This is a genomic window from Caballeronia calidae (assembly GCF_900044055.2).
In the GTDB taxonomy this organism is placed as follows: Bacteria; Pseudomonadota; Gammaproteobacteria; order Burkholderiales; family Burkholderiaceae; genus Caballeronia; species Caballeronia calidae.
Window position 1 is genome coordinate 15,698 of the sequence record NZ_FCOX02000013.1, and the last position, 21,080, is coordinate 36,777.

The window sequence follows — 21,080 nt, forward strand, 5'->3', positions numbered from 1 at the left end:
TCAACCACCGGCGCGCGTGCTGCAACCGAGCGCGATCCGGTCCACCGTTTTACGAGAGTATTGAGTGAACGTTTTCTTCGAGGAATCGGGTAGTTTCAAGGCCGGATCGGTGCTGTCCAAGCAGGGCGACGCGTTCCAGGTCGAGTTGCCGGGCGGGCGGCGCGCGAAGGTGCGCGCGAAAGACGTGCTGATCGAGTTCGACAAGCCCGCCGCCGGCGACCTGATGCAGGAAGCCGATGCCATCGCGCAGGAAATCGATCTCGACTTCCTGTGGGAATGTGCGCCCGACGATGAGTTTCCGTTCGCCGCGCTCGGCGCGGATTATTTCGGCGACAAGTTCGGCCCGACCGAGCGCGCGGCGCTCGTCCTGCGCATGCACGGCGCGCCGGTCTACTTCCGCCGCAAGGGGCGCGGCCAGTATCAGCGCGCGCCGCAGGAGCAGTTGCAGATGGCGCTCGCTTCGCTGGAGCGCAAGCGCCAGCAGGCGCTCGTGCAGCAGGGCTGGGAAGAGGAACTGAAGGCGGGCAAACTGCCCGAGGCGCTGAAGGGCAAGGCGATCGGCCTGCTCACGAAGCCGGACAAGAATTCCATCGAATACAAGGCGCTCGAAGCGGCGGCGGCGGCGCGCGGCATCTCGCAGGCGCGGCTCATGCTCGAATGCGGCGGCATCGCGTCGCCGCGTCAGTTGCATGAAGCGAAGTTTCTGTCGGAGTACTTTCCGCATGGGATCGGCTTTCCGTCGGTGCAGCCGGAAGCGTTGCCCGATGATTTGCCCGAAGCCGACGTCGAAGCCTTCTCCATCGACGACGTCACCACGACCGAAATCGACGACGCCTTCTCCGTCGAGCATCTTTCCGATGGCCGCGTGCGCATCGGCATCCACATCGCGGCGCCGGCGCTCGGCATCGCGCGCGGCGACGCCATCGACGCGATCGCCCGCGGGCGTCTGTCGACCGTCTATATGCCCGGCGACAAGATCACGATGCTGCCCGACAACGTCGTCGAGGTGTTCACGCTCGGCGAAGGCGGGCTGCGCCCGGCGCTGTCGCTGTACATCATCGTGAATCGCGAGACGCAGGACATCGTCGCGACCGAGACGCGCGCCGAGCGCGTGTTCGTGAAGAGCAACCTGCGTCACAACCATCTCGACGAGCACGTCACCGAGGAAAGCCTCGCCGCCGGCACGGGCGAGTATCCGCACAAGGAAGACATCGCGGTGCTGTGGCCGCTCGCGCAGGCGCTTTTCGAGAAGCGTCAGCAGGCGCGCGCCACGTACGGCCTGAAGCGCGAAGTGCAGCGCAACAACGACTTCAACTTTTATGTCGATGGCGAGCACATCACGATCACGCCGCGCCGTCGCGGATCGCCGCTCGATCTGATCGTCGCGGAGCTCGCGATTCTCGCGAATTCGTCGTGGGGTGCGTTCCTCAACGATCACGGCGTGCCGGGCATCTATCGCTCGCAGCGCGGCTTCGGCGGCCCGGGCCCGAAGCGCACGCGCATGCAGACGACGCCCGCGCCGCACGAAGGTCTGGGCGTTGCGCAATATGCGTGGAGCACGTCGCCGCTGCGCCGGTATGTCGACCTCGTCAATCAGTGGCAACTGCTCGCGTGCGTGCAGCACGGCGTGACGGCCAAGCTCGCCGCGCCGTTCAAGCCGAAGGACGCGGATCTCTTCGCCGTCGTGCAGGGCTTCGACGATACGTACACCGCCTACGCCGATCATCAGCGCCGCATGGAATATTTCTGGTGCCTGCGCTGGCTGAAGCAGGAGAACAAGAAGCAGGTTCCGGCGTCGGTCATCAAGGACGATCTCGTGCGTCTGGAAGAAATTCCGCTGATCCTGCACGTGCCCGGTTTGGGCGTGCATGCGCGCGGCACGCGCCTGATGCTCGAAGTCGTGTCGATCGACGAGCTGACGGTCGAAGCGTCGTGCCGGCTGCTGCATGTGATCGACGCGCCTTCCGCGAGCGCGCCGGCCGAGGAAGACGAAGCGGAAGAGGAAATCATCGAGACGACCGATCTTTCCGCCGAAAGCGAAGCGGAAGCGCAAGCCGAAGCGTCCGCCGAAGCATCCACCGAACCGCAGCCGGAGCAGTCCGGCGACGCGAAGCAATCCACCGAGCCGACCGGATCATGAGCCAGAAAGACCAATACGCGGTGATCGGCAATCCGATCGAGCACAGCAAATCGCCGTGGATTCACGCGAAGTTCGCCGAGCAGACCGGCGAGCCGATCGAGTACGGCCGCATTCTCGGGCCGCTCGATGGCTTCGACCGCGAAGTGAAGCAGTTCATCGCGTCGGGCGGACGCGGCATGAACGTCACCGTGCCGTTCAAGCTCGAAGCGCACGCGCTCGCGGATTCGCTGTCGCCGCGCGCGGCGGCGGCGGGCGCGGTGAACACGCTGGCTTTCGGCCCCGATGGCGTGCGCGGCGACAACACCGACGGTTTCGGGCTCGTGCGCGACATCGAAGTGAATCTCGGCGTGAGTCTGAAGGGCGCGCGCATTCTGCTGCTCGGCGCGGGCGGTGCCGCGCGCGGCGTCGTGCTGCCGATCTTCGATCGCGCGCCGGCTGCGCTCACCATCGTCAACCGCACGGCGGCGAAGGCGCATCAGCTCGTCGACCAGTTCGCGCAGAACGCAACCGAATGCGGCGTGCGCCTCTCGGGCGGCGGCGCGGACAGCGTGGAGCCGGGCCGTTACGACGTCATCGTCAACGCGACCGCCGGCAGCCTCGACGCCGCCTTGCCCGATTGCGACGACAGCGCGTTCGGCGCGGGCACGCTCGCCTACGACATGATGTACGGCGCGCAGGCGACCGTCTTCATGCAGCATGCGTCGAAGCTCGGCGCGCGCGCATCGGACGGTCTCGGCATGCTCGTCGAGCAGGCCGCCGAATCGTTCTTCATCTGGCGCGGCGTGCGTCCGGACGGCGGCGCGGTGCTGCGCGAATTGCGCGAGATGCTGGCGGCGAAAGCCTGATGACCACCGCGCCGATCGGGAGCCGCACGCCGCGCGTGCACAAAGCGGTGCGGCTCGGACCGGCGCGCTGGATCGCGTATGGCGTGTCGGTGCTCGGCATCGCGTTCATCGCGACGCAGCTCTATTTCTTCGCGCAGATCGGCATCTGGACGGTTGTGAATCCCGGCCCGACCGCGTTCATGCGCGCCGATGCGTGGACGCTCGCGAAGACGCATCCCGGCGTCACGCTGCAGCGCACGTGGGTGCCGTACGACCAGATTTCGCGCAACCTGAAGCGCGCGATCATCGCGTCCGAGGATTCCAACTTCGTCAACAACAACGGCTACGAAACCGACGCCATTCTTCAGGCGTGGGAAAAGAACAAGGCGCGCGGGAAGATCGTCGGAGGCGGTTCGACCATCACGCAGCAGCTCGCGCGCAATCTCTTCCTGTCGCGCGAAAAGAGTTATATCCGCAAGGCGCAGGAGCTCGTCATCACGGCGATGCTCGAATTCTGGATGGACAAGGAACGCATCTTCGAGATCTATCTGAATTCGGTGGAGTGGGGCAACGGCGTCTATGGCGCGGAAGCGGCCGCGCATTATTACTACAAGACGTCGGCGGCGAAGCTGACCGCCTGGCAGAGCGCGCGGCTCGCCGTGATGCTGCCGCGGCCCAAGTATTTCGACGATCATCGCAACGTGCCGTATCTGTCGCAGCGAGCGGGTGTCATCGCGCGCCGGATGGGGGCGGCGGAACTGCCGCAATGAAATTTAGTTTGCGAAGCTAAACAATGCAAAGCCCTGATTTATCAGGGCTTTTTTGTTTTCAGAATGCTTTCGGCTGTCAGGCTTCTTCCCATTATCTGAACAGTGCGATCACATATTGAATAATTTTGAGAGGCGGAACTACAATCCGACCAAGCCCGAAAACGGGACATGCGCGCGTCGACCGAGAGAGCCTCCGGCGCGCACGACCAGAACAAGGAGACACGTGATGCATTCGATCGCTCGCCCGCGCTCGCGGGCCTCATTGCACGATTCGCACGATTCGCACGCTGGTTCGACAACAGGCGCGGCAGCGCCCGCATGCGCTGCCCGGCGCGCATCGTGACCGCCCGGAGGCCCGTGCCATGAGCAAACTCCAGAATCCCGAAACGGACGCCGCCGAAGCGCAATCCGCGCGCGCGGCCGGCCCGCGCGCAAAAAGCAACGGCGCGACGGCTTCGAAGCACACGCCCGATCCCGACGCGATCGCCTTGCCGAGCGCGCTCGTCGACATCACGCCGCAGCAGGCGGGCACGCAGACGCTGCTGCGCGGCCTCGCGATTCTCGAAGCCGCCGCGAACGGCGCGCGCGACCTGCGAGCGTTCGGCGCGGCGCTCGGCACGACGCGCAGCACGACGCATCGGCTGGTCAGTTCGCTCGTGCAGGCGCGCTATCTGCGGCAGGTGCAGGGCGGGTATCTGCTCGGGCCGAAGCTGATCGAGCTGGGCACGATCGCGCTGGAGCAGATGCCGCTCACCGCAGTCGCGCGCCCGCACTTGCAGGCGCTCGCCGATCACACGCACGACACCATCCACCTCGGCGTGCGCGACGGCGACGACGTCCTCTACATCGACAAGATTCCCGGCACGCGCGGGCTGGAGATGCGCTCGCGCGTAGGCCACCGCATGCCGCTCGCGTCCACCGGCATCGGCAAGGCGATGATGCTCGACCTCGAAGCGAACGCGTGGAAGAAGCTGCTCGAAGCGTCGCACCGCGCGCTCGCGAAGACGAGCTTCAAGCCGGACAACCGTCCCGATTTCGACACCTTTCAACAGCGCATGACACGCTACTCGCAAGGCGGCTTCACCTTCGATCTCGAAGAGAACGAAGCGTCGATCCGCTGCGTCGCGGCGCCCGTGCGCGATGCGTCGGGCGCGATCGTCGCGGCGTTATCGGTGGCGAGCACGATTCCCTATATGCCGCATGAGCGCATGGAAGAGCTGATTCCGGTCGTGCAGCGCGAGGCGCGCTCGATCTCCGAGGAACTCGGCTGGCGTGCGCCGCAGGCATCGCGCAGGATCAAGCGATGACATCATCCGCATCCACGCCGGCACTGATCGCGCTCGACTGGGGCACGACCTCTTTGCGCGCCTATCTGCTCGGCGCCGACGGCCTCGCGCTCGATACGCGGGCCTCGTCGGCGGGCATCATGAAGCTGCCAACGGGCGGCTTCGATCAGGCGTTCGAGGAAACCTGCGGCGCATGGCTCGATGTGCATGCGCAACTGCCCGTCATTGCAGCGGGCATGGTCGGCAGCGCGCAGGGCTGGATCGAAGCGCCGTATGTGGAAACGCCCGCTGGCGCGGAAGCGCTCGTCGCGGGCATCGTCAACGTGAAGACAGCGCGCGGCGTCACGGTGCATGTCGTGCCGGGCGTGCTGGAGCGCGGCGCGCTCCCCAACGTGATGCGCGGCGAGGAAACGCAGATCTTCGGCGCGCTCGCGAGCGATGCATCGCTTCAGGGACAAGGCGGCGCGCTGATCGGTTTGCCGGGCACGCATGCGAAATGGGCGTTCGTGAGCGATGCGCGCATCGAGCGCTTCTACACCTTCATGACGGGCGAGGCCTTCGGCGCGCTGCGCGATCACACGATTCTCGGCCGCACGATGCACCCGAGCGCGACGCACGATGAGGCGGCCTTCCAGCGCGGCGTCGATACCGCGCGCGATGCCGGTCATCCCGGCGTGCTCGCGACGATCTTCAGCACGCGCACGCTCGGCCTGACCGGCCAGCTATCGGCGGAGCAGCAGGCGGATTATCTGTCGGGGCTGTTGATCGGCCATGAATTGCGCGGGCTGAACGAAGTGCTCGCGCGCCAGCAGTCGTCGCTCACGGGCAGAACGCTGCGCTTGATCGGCAACGATGCGCTCTGCGACCGCTATCGCGCCGCGCTCGCGCGCTTCGGCTGCCACGATGCCGCGACGGTCGCTCATGCCACCGAGCGCGGCCTTTACCGAATCGCCGCACAGGCCGGGCTCGTCCCGCAACCTCACGCGCCCGTGCGCGCCGCCTGAACAGGAGCGAAAACGATGCAGCCTCCCATTAATCTGCCCGCGCCGTACGGCATGCACGCCGGTCTTGCGAAGGCGTTCGCCGCGTGTCCGCTGATCGCGATCCTGCGCGGCGTCACGCCGGCCGAAGCGGCCGATCACGGCCGCGCGCTGTACGAAGCGGGCTTTCGCATCGTCGAGGTGCCGCTCAATTCGCCGCAGCCGTTCGACAGCATCGCGGCGATCCGTCAGGCGCTGCCGGCCGATGCCATCGTCGGGGCGGGAACGGTGCTGCATCCGAGTTACGTCGAGAGCGTGAAGGCCGCGGGCGGCGAGCTGATCGTGATGCCGCACAGCGACGCCGATGTCGTGCGCGCCGCGAAGGCGCAAGGGCTCGCGTGCGCGCCGGGGGTCGCGACGCCGAACGAGGCGTTTCTCGCGCTGAAGAACGGCGCCGACGTGCTGAAGATGTTCCCCGCCGAACAGCTCGGCCCGACGATCACGAAGGCATGGCGCGCGGTGATCGCGAAGGACGTGCCGCTCGTGCCGGTCGGCGGCATTGCGCCGGACAACATGGGGCCATTTCTCGCCGCGGGCGCGAACGGCTTCGGCCTCGGCTCCGCGTTGTACAAGCCGGGGCAGAGCGCGGAGGTGACGGCGTCGCACGCGAAGGCGTTCATCGACGGCCTCGCGGCCGCGCGAGGCGAAAGCCAATGAACCGCCTCGCCGGCAAAGTCGCGATGGTCACGGGCGCGGGACGCGGCATCGGGGCGGCGATCGCGCTGGCGTTCGCGCGCGAGGGCGCAGCGGTGGCGCTGGCGGAGCTCGACATCGACACCGCGAACGCGACGGCGGAGCGCATCAGGTCGGAAGTGAGCGGCGCGCGCGTGATCGCGGTGCCGACGGACGTGACGCAAAGCGCGCAGGTGAAGCAGGCGGTCGAGCACATCGAAGCTTCCATCGGACCGCTCGACGTCCTCGTGAACAACGCGGGCATCAACGTATTCTGCGATCCGCTCACGATGACCGACGACGACTGGCGGCGCTGCTTCGCCGTCGATCTCGACGGCGTGTGGAACGGCTGCCGCGCGGTGCTGCCGGGCATGGTCGGGCGCGGGCGCGGAAGCATCGTGAACATCGCGTCGACGCACGCGTTCAAGATCATTCCCGGCTGCTTTCCGTATCCGGTGGCGAAGCACGGCGTGATCGGCCTCACGCGTGCGCTCGGCATCGAATACGCGCCGAACCATGTGCGCGTGAATGCGATCGCGCCGGGTTACATCGAAACGCAACTGACGCTGGACTGGTGGAACGCGCAGCCCGACCCGAAGGCCGCGCGCCAGGCGACGCTCGATCTCCAGCCGATGAAACGCATCGGCCAGCCGGAGGAGGTTGCGATGACGGCGGTCTTCCTCGCATCCGACGAGGCGCCGTTCATCAATGCGAGCTGCATCACCGTGGATGGCGGGCGCTCGGCGCTCTATCACGACTGAACACAGAAGAATGACGCACTGGCCGCTGTGCGGCATCAATCGACAAGAAAGCGGCCACACACCTTCGTATCGCCCGCGCGCGGGCATTTTGAGACAACGGATAAGGTCGGGAGACAAAAGATGAAACGCAGACTGTTCCTCACGCTGATCGCCGCCGCCACGGCAACGAGCGCGTCCATGATCGCTGCGCCTGTCGCGCAGGCCGCCGACGACGTCAAGATCGGCTTCCTCGTGAAGCAGCCCGAAGAGCCGTGGTTCCAGGACGAATGGAAGTTCGCCGAAATCGCCGCGAAGAACAAGGGCTTCACGCTCGTGAAGATCGGCGCGCCGTCGGGCGAGAAGGTGATGAGCGCGATCGACAATCTGGCCGCGCAGAAGGCGCAGGGTTTCATCATCTGCACGCCCGACGTGAAGCTCGGACCGGGCATCGTCGCGAAGGCGAAGGCCGACAAGCTCAAGATGATGACGGTCGATGACCGCCTCGTCGACGGCTCGGGCAAGCCCATCGAGTCCGTGCCGCACATGGGCATTTCGGCGTACAACATCGGCAAGCAGGTGGGCGACGGCATTGCCGCCGAGATCAAGAAGCGCGGCTGGGACATGAAGGACGTCGGCGCGATCGACGTGACCTACGAGCAGTTGCCGACCGCGCATGACCGCACCGCGGGCGCCACCGACGCGCTCGTCGCCGCGGGCTTCCCGAAGGCGAACATCATCGCGGCGCCGCAGGCGAAGACCGACACCGAGAACGCGTTTAACGCCGCGAACATCGCGCTCACGAAGAATCCGCAGTTCAAGCACTGGGTCGCCTACGGCCTGAACGACGAAGCCGTGCTCGGCGCGGTGCGCGCCGCCGAAGGCCGCGGCTTCAAGGCCGACAACATGATCGGCATCGGCATCGGCGGATCGGATTCGGCGCTGAACGAGTTCAAGAAGCCGAACCCGACGGGCTTCTACGGCACCGTCATCATCAGCCCGAAGCGCCACGGCGAAGAGACGGCCGAGCTGATGTACGCATGGATCAAGGACGGCAAGGCGCCGCCGGCGCTCACGCTCACGTCCGGCATGCTGGCCACGCGTGACAACGTGGCGTCGGTGCGTCAGCAGATGGGACTGGCATCGAACTAAAGTGCAATGGCGGGCCGTGCCGACGAAGCGCGGCCCGCGCGGAAATAGGAGGCGATGTGTCAGCGACGCTGCGTTTTGACAATATCGGCAAGGTGTTTCCAGGCGTGCGCGCGCTCGACGGCGTGTCGTTCGACGTCAACGCCGGCGAAGTTCACGGATTGATGGGCGAGAACGGCGCCGGCAAATCGACCTTGCTCAAGATTCTCGGCGGCGAGTATCAGCCCGATTCGGGGCGCGTGCTCATCGACGACAAGGAAGTGCATTTCGCGAGTGCGGGCGCGTCGATCGCGGCGGGCATCGCGGTGATTCACCAGGAATTGCAGTACGTGCCGGACCTGACCGTGTCCGAGAACCTGCTGCTCGGCGCGCTGCCGAACCGGCTCGGCTGGGTCGACAAGCGCGCGGCGAAGAAGCACGTGCGCGAAAGGCTCGCGGCGATGGGCGTCGATCTCGATCCGAACGCGAAGTTGCGCAGGCTGTCCATCGCGCAGCGGCAGATGGTGGAGATTTGCAAGGCGCTGTTGCGCAATGCGCGCGTGATCGCGCTCGACGAACCGACGAGCTCGCTTTCGCACCGCGAGACGGAAGTGCTCTTCAAGCTCGTGCGCGATCTGAAGGCCGATAACCGCGCGTTGATCTACATCTCGCATCGCATGGACGAGATCTACGAGTTGTGCGATGCGTGCACGATCTTCCGCGATGGCCGCAAGATCGCGTCGCATCTGTCGCTCGCGGACGTGCCGCGCGAGACGCTCGTGCAGGAGATGGTCGGCCGCGAGATCAGCGATATCTACAACTATCGCGCGCGTCCTTTGGGCGAGGTGCGCTTCTCGGTCAGGAACGTGCAGGGCGACGCGCTCTCCGCACCCGCGAGCTTCGATGTGAAGCGCGGCGAGATCGTCGGGTTTTTCGGGCTCGTCGGCGCGGGCCGCAGCGAGCTGATGCATCTCGTCTACGGCGCGGACAAGAAGAAGGGCGGCGACATCACGCTCGATGGCCAGCCGATCAAGATCCGCAGCACCGGCGAGGCGATCCGTTACGGCATCGTGCTGTGTCCGGAGGATCGCAAGGAAGAGGGCATCGTCGCGATGGCGACGGTCGCGGAGAACATCAACATCTCGTGCCGGCGTCACTATCTGCGCGGCGGAATTTTTCTCGATCGCAAGAAGGAGGCGCAGACGGCCGAGCGCTTCATTCAGCTGCTGAAGATCAAGACGCCGAGCCGCAGGCAGCGCATCCGCTTTCTGTCGGGCGGCAATCAGCAGAAGGCGATTTTGTCGCGCTGGCTCGCGGAGCCGGATCTGAAAGTCGTGATTCTGGATGAGCCGACGCGCGGCATCGACGTGGGCGCGAAGCATGAGATTTACAACGTGATCTATCAGCTTGCCGAGCGCGGCTGCGCGATCGTGATGATTTCGTCGGAGTTGCCGGAGGTGCTCGGCGTGTCCGACCGGATCGTCGTGATGCGGCAGGGGCGTATCGCGGGCGAGTTGCCGCGCGAGAAGGCGAGCGAGCAGGCGGTGCTGAGTCTCGCGCTGCCGCAGGCGGAGACCGTCGCGCAGGCGGCGTAAAAAAAGAGGAGCGAATCATGGAAGCAAGAGAAAACATCGTGGGGCAGGCGACGGAAACCGTCGCGAACGTGCTGATCCCGCAAAAGGGCGACAAGCAGAAGTGGTGGCAGCAGATCACGGAATACAGCCTGATCGTGATCTTCATCGTGATGTTCCTGACGATGTCGCTGACCGTCGATCACTTTTTCTCGATCGAGAACATGCTCGGCCTTGCGCTGTCGATCTCGCAGATCGGCATGGTCGCGTGCACGATGATGTTCTGCCTCGCATCGCGCGACTTCGATCTTTCGGTCGGCTCGACGATCGCGTTTGCCGGCGTGCTGTGCGCGATGGTGCTGAACGCGACCGACAACACGTTCATCGCGATCATCGCGGCGGTGGCGGCGGGCGCGGTGATCGGCTTCGTGAACGGCGCGGTGATCGCGTATCTGCGCATCAACGCGCTGATCACCACGCTCGCGACGATGGAGATCGTGCGCGGGCTCGGATTCATCGTGTCGCACGGGCAGGCGGTGGGCGTGTCGTCGGATACGTTCATTGCGCTCGGCGGCTTGTCGATGCTCGGGATTTCCCTGCCTATCTGGGTCACGCTTGCGTGCTTCATCGTTTTTGGCGTATTGCTCAACCAGACGGTTTATGGGCGTAACACGTTGGCGATCGGTGGGAATCCGGAGGCATCGCGGCTTGCGGGGATCAATGTCGAGCGCACTCGGGTGTGGATCTTTCTGATCCAGGGCGCGGTGACTGCGCTGGCCGGGGTCATTCTCGCTTCGCGTATCACGTCGGGGCAGCCGAACGCGGCGCAGGGCTTCGAGTTGAACGTGATTTCGGCTTGCGTGTTGGGGGGTGTTTCGCTGCTCGGCGGCAGGGCCACGATCTCCGGCGTCGTGATCGGTGTTTTGATCATGGGTACTGTTGAGAACGTGATGAACCTGCTCAATATCGACGCGTTCTATCAGTACCTCGTGCGGGGCGCTATCTTGCTTGCTGCTGTCTTGCTCGATCAGTTGAAGAATCGTGGAGCGCGGGATTAGGTTTTCGGTTTCGGGTGGTGCGCTTGGGCCTTCGTGGAATCCCGCTTTCGCGTCGGTCTATTTGCACTGCCCCTGTGCGGGGCGGCAGTCACTTTCTTTGCTGCTGCAAAGAAAGTAACCAAAGAAACAGCTTTCCCCAGCCTAAGCACTTCAGGCCGGCCGCGGCACAGAACTTCGCACGTGGTCCAGCAGTAGCGAGTGCCCTCATAGGCCTAACCGGGCATGGACCGCGCACGGTCTGACAAGCTAGACCATTAAGGGCGCTGGTTCAGCACCAAATAGCTCCGGCACAGCGCTACGCGCTGCCGACGGGTATGCAAGGGAAACCAAGCTACGGCCAATGCAGTGAGATAGAAGCGTTAGCAAGGACGTGTGTGCCGACCCGATGGACCGGTCGGCCGCGAAGCGGGCCGGAGCTATTTGGCGCCTTACCAGTCAGTCAAGTGGTGCGATGTGACAGACCGTGCGCGATCCAAGCCCGGAGAGTTTTGTGAGGGCACTCGCTACTGCCGGTCCACGAGAGTGCTTCTGTGCCGGGGCCGGTGTGAAGTACTTTGGATGGGGATAGCTGTTTCTTTGGTTACTTTCTTTGCAGCAGCAAAGAAAGTGACTGCCGCCCCGCACAGGGGCAACGCTAATAAACCGACGCGAAATTGGGATCCGGCGAAAGCCCAAAAGCACAGAGACGAAAAACCATGGCCACCATCGACAAGAACCTCGCAAGATATCCCAGCCTCGCAAGAAAGACCGTCCTGATCACCGGCGGTGCAACCGGCATCGGCGCGGGTTTCGTCGAACATTTCTTCGATCAAGGCGCGAAAGTCGCCTTCTTCGACATCGACACCGACGCTGGCGAATCCCTCGCCGACCGCCTCGGCGCGGCGTTGCGCCAGGACCAGACCCGCCCGATGTTTCTCAATGTCGACCTCACCGACATCGACGCATTGAGAAAAGGCATCGCAGACGTAAGAGCCGCGCTCGGCCCGATCGGCGTGCTCGTCAACAACGCGGCCAACGACAAGCGCCACGCCATCGAAGACGTCACGCCCGAGTCCTACGATGCGGGCATCGCGGTCAACATCCGCCATCAGTTCTTCGCGGCGCAGGCCGTGATCGCGGACATGAAGCAACTGGGCGGCGGCTCGATCATCAATCTGGGCTCGATCAGCTGGATGCTCAAGCAAGGCAATTTCCCCGTCTACACGACGTCGAAATCGGCCGTGCAGGGCATGACGCGCGGCCTCGCGCGCGACCTCGGCAAGTTCGGCATCCGCGTGAATACGCTCGTGCCCGGCTGGGTCATGACCGAGAAGCAAAAACGTCTGTGGCTCGACGATGCCGGAAAGGAAGCGATCAAGCAGGGCCAGTGCATCGACGGCGAACTGCTGCCCGCGCATCTCGCGCGCGCGGCGCTCTTTCTCGCCTCGGACGACAGCAGCATGATCACGGCGCAGGACATGATCGTCGATGGAGGATGGGCCTGATGAACTCGACTCGCGCGCAACTTCTGATCGACAGCCAATGCTCGCTCGGCGAAGGCGCCACATGGTGCGCCGCGAGCGGCCGCTTCTGGTGGACCGATATCGAAGGCGAGAAATTATGGCGCTACGATTCGCGCGATCAAAAGAGCGAATCGTTCCCGATGCCCGAGCGGCTCGCCTGCTTCACGCCGTGCGCCGACGCGCGATTCCTGCTGCTCGGTCTCGCGTCGCGGCTCGCGTTCTATGAGATCGCGACGGGCAACATCGACACGATCATGGAAGTCGAAGCCGGTCTGCCGACGCGCCTCAACGACGGCCGCTGCGACCGCGAAGGCCGTTTCGTGTTCGGCACGAAGCATGATGTCGACGATGCGGAGGCGATCGGCGGGTTTTATCGGCTGAACCGTGACCTGTCGCTCGAACGGCTGCCGCTCGGGAACTGCGCAATTTCGAACAGCATCGGCTTTACGCCGGACGGCGCCACGATGTATTACTGCGATTCGCCGACGCGCCAGATCCGCGTGTGCGACTATCCGACATTCGCGAATGACCGTGTGTTCGTCGAGCTGACGGATGCGAGCGGCGTGCCCGACGGCTCCATCGTCGATGCCGAAGGCGGCCTGTGGAATGCGCAGTGGGGCGGCGCGCGCGTGGTGCGCTACGGGCGCGACGGCCGCGAGACAGCGCGCCTCGACGTGCCCACCGCGCAGCCGAGCTGCGTCGCGTTTGGCGGCGCGGACTTCGGCACGCTGTACGTGACGAGCGCGCGCATCGGCCTCGACGATGACACGCTGAAGTGCGACGCGCACGCAGGCGGCGTGTTCGCCGCGACGCCCGGCGCGCGCGGTATCGCGGAAGCCGTATTCGCGGGCAAGGCGTAACGCACACAACACCGAGGCGGCGCGCAACGACGCACCGCCCGACACGCCCCGGCCGCGCCGGGTCTTTCGCCTCTCGATGGAGCACGAGTCATGGCAGTCGCGCGCACAGAGCAAAGACCGAATCCTGTTTCGACGTCCACGGCGCAGGCGAACGCCCGCCGCTCCAGGCTGGCCGCCGCGGCCGAGCCGCCCATCCGGCCAGGACCTTCGACGGCCGCCGTCGCGATCGGCGGACCGGAAGTCGAAGGCTGCATCACGCTCGCCAACGCGCATCTGCGGCTCGAACTCGCGCCGTCGCTCGGCGGCGGCATCACGCGTTTCGACTGGCGTCACGAAGGCACGCTGGTGCCGATCTTCCGGCCATGCGTCGAGCCAGGCCCCGACACCGATCCGAACCAGCTCGCGTGCTATCCGCTCCTGCCGTATTCGAACCGTATCGGCGACGGGCGTTTTCAGTTCTCCGGACGTTCCATCGACGTGCCGTGCAACCGCCCGGGCGAACCGCTCCCGCTGCACGGCGACGGCTGGCTCGGCGTGTGGGAAGTCGAAGAGGAAGAAGCGGGGCGCGCCCGTTTGACGCTCGACCGCAGCGGCGGCGAGCCGTATTCGTTCCGCGCCGCGCAGACGTACGCGCTCGATGACGCGACGCTCATCGTCACCCTCGACGTGCAGAACACCGGCAACGAAGCGCTGCCGTTCGGCCTCGGGCTGCATCCGTTTCTGATGCGCGAGGCGGATACGGAATTGTCGGCGGCGGCGGGCGGCGTCTGGCTTTGCGGCGACGACTGGCTTCCGGTGCGACACGTGCCGACGCCGCCCGCGTGGCAGTTCGGCGTCGCGTATCCGATGCCATCGGAGATGGTGAACAACGCGTTCACGGGATGGAGCGGCCGCACGAGCGTGCTGTGGCCGAAGCGGCGCCTGTCGCTGACGATCGCCGCCGATACCGACTACTACGTGCTGTATGCGCCGCCCGGCGAAGGCTTTTTCTGCTTCGAGCCGGTCGATCATCCGATCAACGCCGTGAATCTGCCGGGCGGCGGCGAGGCGAACGGGATGACGGTGCTCGAACCGGGGGAGCGGTTGTCGCGCGAGTTTCGATTCACTGTCGAGCGCACGGGGGAGGCTGCGCGGCGCGCAAGGCCGCGCACGCGGGCGGGTGCGAGGGCGCGCGAACGGAGTGCATCGCGCTGATGCGGCAAGGGAAGCGATGCCGTGCACGTTAAAATGCATGGCATCGACGTTCTCAGACTCTCCCCGCCATGTCCTTCATCGAATCTCTCAACGCCGCGTGGACGCGCACGCAATCGCTTCTCTGCGTCGGCCTCGATCCCGAGCCGTCCAAATTTCCCGGCGCATTGAAAGGCCGCGCCGATTCGATCTTCGAATTCTGCAAGACCATCGTCGATGCAACCGCGCCGTATGCATCGTCGTTCAAGCCGCAGATCGCGTACTTCGCGGCGCATCGCGCGGAAGATCAGCTCGAAGCGCTGATCGCGCATATCCACGACAAACACGCCGGCATTCCCGTGATTCTCGATGCGAAGCGCGGCGACATCGGCAGCACGGCCGAGCAATACGCGAAGGAAGCGTTCGAGCGCTATCAAGCCGATGCCGTGACGGTCAATCCGTACATGGGCTTCGATTCGATCGAGCCGTACCTCGCGCATGAAGGCAAGGGCGTGATCGTGCTGTGCCGCACCTCGAACGCGGGCGGCTCCGACCTGCAATTTCTCACGACCGACGGCAAGCCGCTGTATCAGGTCGTCGCCACCCTCGCGGCGCAAAAGTGGAACGCGAGCGGACAGCTCGGGCTCGTCGTCGGCGCCACGTTTCCGAAGGAAATCGAAACGGTGCGTGGCATCGTCGGCGATATGCCGCTGCTGATTCCGGGCATCGGCGCGCAAGGCGGCGATGTCGAAGCGACCGTGCGCGCGGGCCGTACCGCGAACGGCGCGGGCATGCTGATCAACTCGTCGCGCGCGATCATCTACGCCGGCAAGGGCGACGACTACGCGCAAGCCGCGGCGGAAGCGGCAAAGAAGACGCGCGATTCGATCAATCAGTATCGTTAAGCGCGCCGCTCAATTGAGCGGAAGCGGCGCGAACAGCGCGTCGAGGTCTTCGGCGGAAAACTTCTCGACGGCGCGCGCGTCCGCCGACAGGATGCCGGCCGCGAGCGCGGCCTTGCGCTCCTGCATCTCGAGAATCTTCTCTTCGATGCTGCCGGTGGCGATGAGCTTGTACACGAACACCGGCTTCTCCTGCCCGATGCGGTGCGCGCGATCCGTCGCCTGGTTCTCGGCGGCCGGGTTCCACCACGGGTCGTAGTGAATGACGGTATCGGCGGCGGTCAGATTCAGGCCGACGCCGCCCGCTTTCAGGCTGATCAGGAAGATGGGCGCCTCGCCCGCCTGGAAGCGCTTGACCGGCGTCTTGCGATCGACCGTATCGCCGGTCAGCGTGACATACCCCAGACCCGCGTCGTCCAGCGCGGCCGCGATGATCGCGAGCATTCCGGTGAACTGTGAGAACACGAGCACGCGCCGTCCTTCTTCGATCAGGTTCGGAAGCATATCGAGCAGAAGCGCGAGCTTCGCCGAACCCTCCGTCTTCCGCGCGTCCGTCAATTTGACGAGCGACGGATCGCAACAGACCTGCCGCAGCTTCAGGAGTGCGTCGAGCACCAGAATGTGGCTGCGCGCGAAGCCTTGCGTCGCGATGGCGTCGCGCACCTTTTTCTGCATCGCCGCGCGCACGGTTTCGTAGAGATCGCGCTGTGCGTCCGCAAGCTCCACGCTGCGTACGATGGTGGTCTTCGGCGGCAATTCGGTCGCGACATCGTCCTTGCGGCGACGGAGCATGAATGGGCGAATGCGGCGTGCGAGCAGATCGCGGCGTGCGCGATCGTTCTGCTTCTCGATCGGCTTGCGCCAGCGGGAGGCGAATTCCTTTTGCGTGCCCAGGAAACCGGGCAGCAGAAAGTCGAATTGGGACCAAAGCTCGCCGAGATGATTTTCCAGCGGTGTGCCGGTGAGGCACAGCCGATGCCGTCCCCGTAGCGCCCGTATCGCGCCCGCGGCCTTGCTCGACGCGTTTTTCACATGCTGCGCTTCATCGAGAATCACCAGGTGATATTCATGGCGGGCCAGTGCTTCGTGGTCGCGCCAGACGAGCGGATAGGTCGTGACGATCAGATCATGTTCGGCGATGTGCGCAAAGCGCTCACGACGCAGCGGTCCGTGCAGATCGAGCACCTTGAGTTCCGGCGCAAAACGCCGCGCTTCTTCCTGCCAGTTGTTGACGAGCGTCGTCGGCACGACGATCAGCGCCGGGTTCGTGAGACGGCCCGCCGCCTTTTCGACAAGGATGTGCGCGAGCGTCTGCACGGTCTTGCCGAGGCCCATGTCGTCGGCGAGGACGCCGGCGAGATCGTGTTCGCGCAGGAACTGCATCCAGTCGACGCCCTCGCGCTGATAATCGCGCAACATCGCTTTCAGGCCGCGTGGCGGGACGATCTTGAGCGGCGCGGCGGCGTTGCGTAGCCGCTGTGCGAGCTCGATGACGGAGGCATCGCCGTGGAACTGCCAGCGCAACTTTTCGTCCGACGCCGTGAGACGGCCGGCTTCGAGCGTCGTCAGCCGCAACGGAGTATCGGGTTCCCAGACGGTGCGGTCGAACAGATCGATCAGAGCGCGCACGAGCGGCTTGATCCGCCCGGCGCGCAGGATGAAGCGTCTGCCTTCGCGGGTGCGGAACTCGACGGCATGGGCGTCGTCGATGGTATCGATCGCGCCGTTGAGCCAGCGGCGGTCGCGCGCGAAGAGTTCGGCGAGAAGCGGCTCGAGACGCACGCGTTCCTGTTCGACCGCGATGCCGAGTTCGAGGTCGAACCAGCCATTCCCCTCAGCGTGCGCAGCGGCGTCGATCTCATCGATTTCGACGACATCGAAACGCGAATTGGGCGCGATGACGACGCGCCAGCCTGCTTCGCGCAGCGCCGGCACCTGCGCGGCAATGAATGCCGGCCACGCATCGCGTCCGGGCATGATGAAACCGCCCGCGTACGGCGACTCGTCACGGCTCACCGGCGCGCTGGACACCGATTTCAGCCCGGCCTCCAGCAGGCGCCCGAAGCATGCGTCCTCCAGATCGCCGCGGCGCGCGATCCGGGCGAGCTGGCCATCCGCGAGGCGCACGAGCCCTTGGGGGCTGGTGGCCGCGATCGTGATATCGCCGTAGTCGAAGTCGAGCAGGGCGATGTCGAGCTCCATCGCGGGCGCGTTCAGCTTGCGGGGCGTGTCGATCTGAAGCGTGTCCAGCGTGAGCACGGGCACCGGCGCGGCGTCGAGCGTGCGTACTCCTGTGTCGCCGTTCGCGGGCGGCGCGGGCAGCCCGGGCGCGAATTCGCCGAGCGCCGCCCGCACCGCGTCCGCCTCTTCGAGCGTGAGAACGGGCATCGCCAGATAGTCGGCGAGGAGATCGTCGGGAATGGGCGCGTCTATCGTTCCGGTTTCGTTTGTGGACAGATCGATGTAGCAGGGCGGCTCCGTCGGCAGAACGGCATTGGCTTCGGGCTCGGTTTCGAGCGACGCGAAGAGCATGTCGTCGTCGTGCGGAATCCACTCGATGTTTCCACGGCGCGGCGCGCCTTCGCGCAACGGCTGCACGAGTTCGACGGCGCGCGGGTTCGTCTCGAAGTAGAGACGGCCCGTCGCGAGCATCATTTGCCAGACGGCTGCGCCCTTCTTGCCGCGCAATGCAAAGCGATCGCCTGAAAAGCCGCGCTCGGTTCTGAGCGTTCGAACGATGGCCTCATCGTCCTTGTCGACGAATTTGGGCGGGTTGCTCCAGGCCGCGTAGTTCGGATACCAGACTTCGGTCGCGCGGATCGCGCCGTCGACGCCGAGCCGGGCCTTGAGCATCGTCACTTCGAATGACAAGGTCTCGTACACGGAAGGCGAGAGCACGTAGAGAATCCGGTGACTCACGCCGGCCGCGGGTCTGGCCGCTTTTGCCTGAGCTTGCCGCGTTGCCTCCACCCTGGCGCGAAATCGCGAAAGCCACTGTGAGACTTCCAGACTCACGCCGGTACGGTCGGCCTGCTCCTCATGCTCCAGATAAGCGAGCAGCGTGGCGGCCACATGCTTGCACGCGTAACCGACGGGGCACGAGCAATAGCCCTGCGGCTCGTCGGCTCTGAAAGAGATATCCACCGAGTACGGCTCGGGCTGCGTGCCTGCAACGCGCGCGCGCAGGACGTCGCCCGTCCAGCCGATATCGCGGACGGCATGAACGTAGTCGTGGGCTTTGTCGAATGTTTTCGGGCCCATCCAGCGTGCCACCTGATCCTTGCTGAACGACGTCCGATCGGGTGCGCGGTTTTGTCGATTGTTCATGAATCCGCGGGCTCACCGCTCGCGCTGTTCCAGAAACTCCAGCAGCTTGCGCAGCGCGTGCGCGGCCGCCTGCGTGCGGACCTGCTCGCGGTCGCCTTTGAAATGCTGCGTCTCGACGCCGGTATGCAGCCGGTTGCTCCACGCGAACGACACCGTGCCGACCGGCTTCGCCTCGCTGCCGCCCGCCGGTCCCGCGACGCCCGTGATCGCGATCGAGACCTGCGCGCGGCTGTTGCGCAGCGCGCCTTCGGCCATCGCCTTCGCGACGGGTTCGCTCACCGCGCCGTGCTGTTCGATCAACGTGGCGGGCACGCCGATCATCTCGGTCTTCGCGAGATTCGAATAGGTAACGAAGCCGCGTTCGAACCACGCGCTGCTGCCCGAAATATCCGTGATCGCGGTCGCGACCATGCCGCCCGTGCACGATTCGGCGGTCGCGAGCATCAGCCGTTCGTCGCGCAGCTTGTTGCTGACGCGAATTGCGAGTTGGTGAACGACGCTGTCGGTTGCCATGGCGGTGTTCTCGAAAGAATGGAGATGAAATTCAGATGGTCATGCGCCAGAGCGCGATCACGAACAGTGTGAAGAATGCCGCGACAAGATCGTCGAACATGATGCCGAAGCCGCCTTTCAAATGGCGATCGAAATAGCGGATCGGCGGCGGCTTCACCATGTCGAAGAAGCGGAACACGATGAACGCCCACAACTGGCCCGTGAACGTGGCGGGCGTGACGAGCAGCAGCACGAGCCAGAACGCGACGATTTCATCCCACACCACCGGCGACGGGTCCGCGACGCCCATCTTCTTCGCGGTGAAACCGGTGAACCAGCATCCGGCGATGAAACCGGCGACGATCAGCGCGCCCCATTCCGCGACCGTCAGATGCTGGTTGAACACGACGAACGACACCCACGCGAACAGGGTGCCGACCGTGCCGGGCGCGATGGGCGACAGCCCGCTGCCGCAGCCGAGCGAGAGAATATGGAGCGGATGCGTGAGCATGAAGCGCGCGCTCGCCTTGCGTGGCTTGGCGCGCGGCGCGTTGGCATCGCCCGCGAGAGTCGGGTCAGTCTGCATGAAAATGATCGAAGCCTTGCAACGTCAGGGAGAGCGGGGCGCCCGCGGCATCGCGCCAGGCGATCGCGGGCGCGCCGGATGATTCGATTGTACCGATGCGTGTCAGCGGCACATTCACGCTCGTCGCGATATCCGCGAGCGCGGCGCGCGCCGACTGAGGCGCGGTGAAGCAGAGTTCGTAATCGTCGCCGCCGGCGAGCGTGCACTGGCGGCGCGCGGCGCCGGGCAGCGCGCGCACGGCGTCCGAGCACGGCACGGCATCGGCATCGACGACGGCGCGCACGCCCGAGCGCTTCAGGATGTGCATGAGATCGCCCGCGAGGCCATCGGAGATATCGAGCGCCGCGTGGGCGACGCCGCGCAACGCGAGACCGAGCGCGACGCGCGGTTCGGGGCGCTCCAGTGCGCGCCGCCAGGCGACCGCGACGGCATCGTCCGGCGCGCGCCATTCGCCGCGCAGCGCGCCGAGACCCGCGCGGGCATCGCCCAGGGTGCCGGATACCCAGATGTCGTCGCCGGGCTTCGCGGCGTCGCGGCGCAATGCCGCACCATGCGGCACGTCGCCGAACACCGTAATGCAGATGTTGAGCGGCCCGCTCGTCGTATCGCCGCCGACGAGCGCGCAGTCGTGACGTTCGGCGAGCGCGAAAAGACCGTCGCTGAAGGCTTCGAGCCACGCTTCGTCGGCGCGCGGCAACGCCAGCGCGAGCGTGAACGCGTGCGGCTTCGCGCCCATCGCCGCGAGATCCGACAGATTCACCGCGAGCGCCTTGTGCCCGAGCGCGTGCGGATCGACATCGGCAAAGAAGTGCCGGCCTTCGACCAGCATGTCCGTCGAAATGGCGAGCTGATGCTTCGGCGGCGGCGCGATGAGCGCGCAGTCGTCGCCGATGCCGAGCGGCGTCGCGGCTTCGTCGTCGTGACGTGGCGATGGCGCCGTCGCGCGGCGTGCGAAGAAGCGGTCGATCAGGGAGAACTCGGAGAGCATCGTCGGCAATGGTGGTGGTTTTGTGCG

Annotated in this window: 18 protein-coding genes; 14 read left to right on the forward strand and 4 right to left on the reverse strand. The window is 65.5% G+C overall.

Features of this window, described 5'->3' with window-relative positions; all coding sequences use genetic code 11:
* The first annotated feature begins 64 nt into the window (after nt 1-64).
* From AWB78_RS14240 to pyrF, 14 genes are all read left to right on the forward strand, one after another.
* Nucleotides 65-2,140: a ribonuclease catalytic domain-containing protein gene (locus tag AWB78_RS14240; RefSeq protein WP_062605244.1), complete on the forward strand. Its 2,076-nt coding sequence runs from the start codon at nt 65-67 to the stop codon at nt 2,138-2,140.
* Complete coding sequence (gene aroE / locus AWB78_RS14245) at nt 2,137-2,985, forward strand: shikimate dehydrogenase (protein WP_062605245.1); 849 nt, start codon at nt 2,137-2,139, stop codon at nt 2,983-2,985. The genes AWB78_RS14240 and aroE overlap by 4 nt, the downstream gene beginning before the upstream one ends.
* Nucleotides 2,985-3,734: a monofunctional biosynthetic peptidoglycan transglycosylase gene (gene mtgA, locus AWB78_RS14250; RefSeq protein ID WP_062605246.1), complete on the forward strand. Its 750-nt coding sequence runs from the start codon at nt 2,985-2,987 to the stop codon at nt 3,732-3,734. The genes aroE and mtgA overlap by 1 nt, the downstream gene beginning before the upstream one ends.
* A 362-nt stretch (nt 3,735-4,096) precedes the next feature.
* Nucleotides 4,097-5,041 (forward strand): IclR family transcriptional regulator, encoded by a 945-nt coding sequence (locus AWB78_RS14260; protein WP_062605248.1) that lies wholly within the window; start codon nt 4,097-4,099, stop codon nt 5,039-5,041.
* Nucleotides 5,038-6,024 (forward strand): 2-dehydro-3-deoxygalactonokinase, encoded by a 987-nt coding sequence (locus tag AWB78_RS14265; RefSeq protein WP_082883311.1) that lies wholly within the window; start codon nt 5,038-5,040, stop codon nt 6,022-6,024. Before AWB78_RS14260 ends, AWB78_RS14265 begins: the two co-directional genes overlap by 4 nt.
* Nucleotides 6,025-6,039: 15 nt before the next feature.
* Nucleotides 6,040-6,717, forward strand: coding sequence for a 2-dehydro-3-deoxy-6-phosphogalactonate aldolase (locus AWB78_RS14270; RefSeq protein WP_062605250.1), 678 nt, complete (start codon nt 6,040-6,042; stop codon nt 6,715-6,717).
* On the forward strand, nt 6,714-7,493 hold the full coding sequence (locus AWB78_RS14275) for an SDR family oxidoreductase (RefSeq protein ID WP_062605251.1): 780 nt from the start codon (nt 6,714-6,716) through the stop codon (nt 7,491-7,493). The genes AWB78_RS14270 and AWB78_RS14275 overlap by 4 nt, the downstream gene beginning before the upstream one ends.
* A gap of 120 nt (nt 7,494-7,613) precedes the next feature.
* On the forward strand, nt 7,614-8,621 hold the full coding sequence (locus AWB78_RS14280) for an arabinose ABC transporter substrate-binding protein (protein WP_062605252.1): 1,008 nt from the start codon (nt 7,614-7,616) through the stop codon (nt 8,619-8,621).
* 56 nt (nt 8,622-8,677) lie between these two features.
* Entirely contained in the window at nt 8,678-10,192 is a 1,515-nt protein-coding gene (gene araG, locus AWB78_RS14285; protein WP_062605253.1) for an L-arabinose ABC transporter ATP-binding protein AraG, read from the forward strand.
* A 17-nt stretch (nt 10,193-10,209) separates the two neighbouring features.
* On the forward strand, nt 10,210-11,226 hold the full coding sequence (gene araH, locus AWB78_RS14290) for an L-arabinose ABC transporter permease AraH (RefSeq protein ID WP_062605254.1): 1,017 nt from the start codon (nt 10,210-10,212) through the stop codon (nt 11,224-11,226).
* Between the two features lie 695 nt (nt 11,227-11,921).
* Nucleotides 11,922-12,710 (forward strand): SDR family NAD(P)-dependent oxidoreductase, encoded by a 789-nt coding sequence (locus tag AWB78_RS14295; RefSeq protein ID WP_062605255.1) that lies wholly within the window; start codon nt 11,922-11,924, stop codon nt 12,708-12,710.
* Entirely contained in the window at nt 12,701-13,588 is an 888-nt protein-coding gene (locus AWB78_RS14300; protein WP_062605256.1) for an SMP-30/gluconolactonase/LRE family protein, read from the forward strand. The genes AWB78_RS14295 and AWB78_RS14300 overlap by 10 nt, the downstream gene beginning before the upstream one ends.
* 90 nt (nt 13,589-13,678) lie before the next feature.
* Nucleotides 13,679-14,782, forward strand: a complete 1,104-nt coding sequence (locus AWB78_RS14305) for an aldose 1-epimerase (RefSeq protein ID WP_062605257.1) — start codon at nt 13,679-13,681, stop codon at nt 14,780-14,782.
* Between the two features lie 68 nt (nt 14,783-14,850).
* Entirely contained in the window at nt 14,851-15,663 is an 813-nt protein-coding gene (gene pyrF / locus AWB78_RS14310) for an orotidine-5'-phosphate decarboxylase (RefSeq protein ID WP_062605258.1), read from the forward strand.
* 9 nt (nt 15,664-15,672) lie between these two features.
* On the opposite strand, the gene AWB78_RS14315 is transcribed toward pyrF, so the two are convergent.
* From AWB78_RS14315 to thiL, 4 genes are read right to left on the reverse strand one after another with little or no spacing between them, the layout of a single operon-like run.
* Complete coding sequence (locus AWB78_RS14315; protein ID WP_062605259.1) at nt 15,673-18,987, reverse strand: DEAD/DEAH box helicase; 3,315 nt, start codon at nt 18,985-18,987, stop codon at nt 15,673-15,675.
* Nucleotides 18,988-18,999: 12 nt separating this feature from the next.
* A complete protein-coding gene (locus tag AWB78_RS14320; protein ID WP_062605260.1) occupies nt 19,000-19,500 on the reverse strand; it encodes a CinA family protein in 501 nt (166 codons plus the stop codon).
* A 31-nt stretch (nt 19,501-19,531) separates the two neighbouring features.
* A complete protein-coding gene (locus AWB78_RS14325) occupies nt 19,532-20,065 on the reverse strand; it encodes a phosphatidylglycerophosphatase A family protein (RefSeq protein WP_198399270.1) in 534 nt (177 codons plus the stop codon).
* Nucleotides 20,055-21,053, reverse strand: a complete 999-nt coding sequence (gene thiL, locus AWB78_RS14330) for a thiamine-phosphate kinase (protein ID WP_062605261.1) — start codon at nt 21,051-21,053, stop codon at nt 20,055-20,057. Before thiL ends, AWB78_RS14325 begins: the two co-directional genes overlap by 11 nt.
* Between the last annotated feature and the right edge of the window lie 27 nt (nt 21,054-21,080).

What these genes read in the sequence shown, in the direction of transcription:
- aroE (WP_062605245.1), top strand. Translation starts at nt 2,137, where the DNA reads ATGAGCCAGAAAGACCAATACGCGGTGATCGGCAATCCGATCGAGCAC.
- mtgA (WP_062605246.1), top strand. Translation starts at nt 2,985, where the DNA reads ATGACCACCGCGCCGATCGGGAGCCGCACGCCGCGCGTGCACAAAGCG.
- AWB78_RS14260 (WP_062605248.1), top strand. Translation starts at nt 4,097, where the DNA reads ATGAGCAAACTCCAGAATCCCGAAACGGACGCCGCCGAAGCGCAATCC.
- AWB78_RS14265 (WP_082883311.1), top strand. Translation starts at nt 5,038, where the DNA reads ATGACATCATCCGCATCCACGCCGGCACTGATCGCGCTCGACTGGGGC.
- AWB78_RS14270 (WP_062605250.1), top strand. Translation starts at nt 6,040, where the DNA reads ATGCAGCCTCCCATTAATCTGCCCGCGCCGTACGGCATGCACGCCGGT.
- AWB78_RS14275 (WP_062605251.1), top strand. Translation starts at nt 6,714, where the DNA reads ATGAACCGCCTCGCCGGCAAAGTCGCGATGGTCACGGGCGCGGGACGC.
- AWB78_RS14280 (WP_062605252.1), top strand. Translation starts at nt 7,614, where the DNA reads ATGAAACGCAGACTGTTCCTCACGCTGATCGCCGCCGCCACGGCAACG.
- araH (WP_062605254.1), top strand. Translation starts at nt 10,210, where the DNA reads ATGGAAGCAAGAGAAAACATCGTGGGGCAGGCGACGGAAACCGTCGCG.
- AWB78_RS14295 (WP_062605255.1), top strand. Translation starts at nt 11,922, where the DNA reads ATGGCCACCATCGACAAGAACCTCGCAAGATATCCCAGCCTCGCAAGA.
- AWB78_RS14300 (WP_062605256.1), top strand. Translation starts at nt 12,701, where the DNA reads ATGGGCCTGATGAACTCGACTCGCGCGCAACTTCTGATCGACAGCCAA.
- AWB78_RS14305 (WP_062605257.1), top strand. Translation starts at nt 13,679, where the DNA reads ATGGCAGTCGCGCGCACAGAGCAAAGACCGAATCCTGTTTCGACGTCC.
- pyrF (WP_062605258.1), top strand. Translation starts at nt 14,851, where the DNA reads ATGTCCTTCATCGAATCTCTCAACGCCGCGTGGACGCGCACGCAATCG.
- AWB78_RS14315 (WP_062605259.1), bottom strand. Translation starts at nt 18,987, where the DNA reads ATGAACAATCGACAAAACCGCGCACCCGATCGGACGTCGTTCAGCAAG.
- AWB78_RS14320 (WP_062605260.1), bottom strand. Translation starts at nt 19,500, where the DNA reads ATGGCAACCGACAGCGTCGTTCACCAACTCGCAATTCGCGTCAGCAAC.
- AWB78_RS14325 (WP_198399270.1), bottom strand. Translation starts at nt 20,065, where the DNA reads ATGCAGACTGACCCGACTCTCGCGGGCGATGCCAACGCGCCGCGCGCC.
- thiL (WP_062605261.1), bottom strand. Translation starts at nt 21,053, where the DNA reads ATGCTCTCCGAGTTCTCCCTGATCGACCGCTTCTTCGCACGCCGCGCG.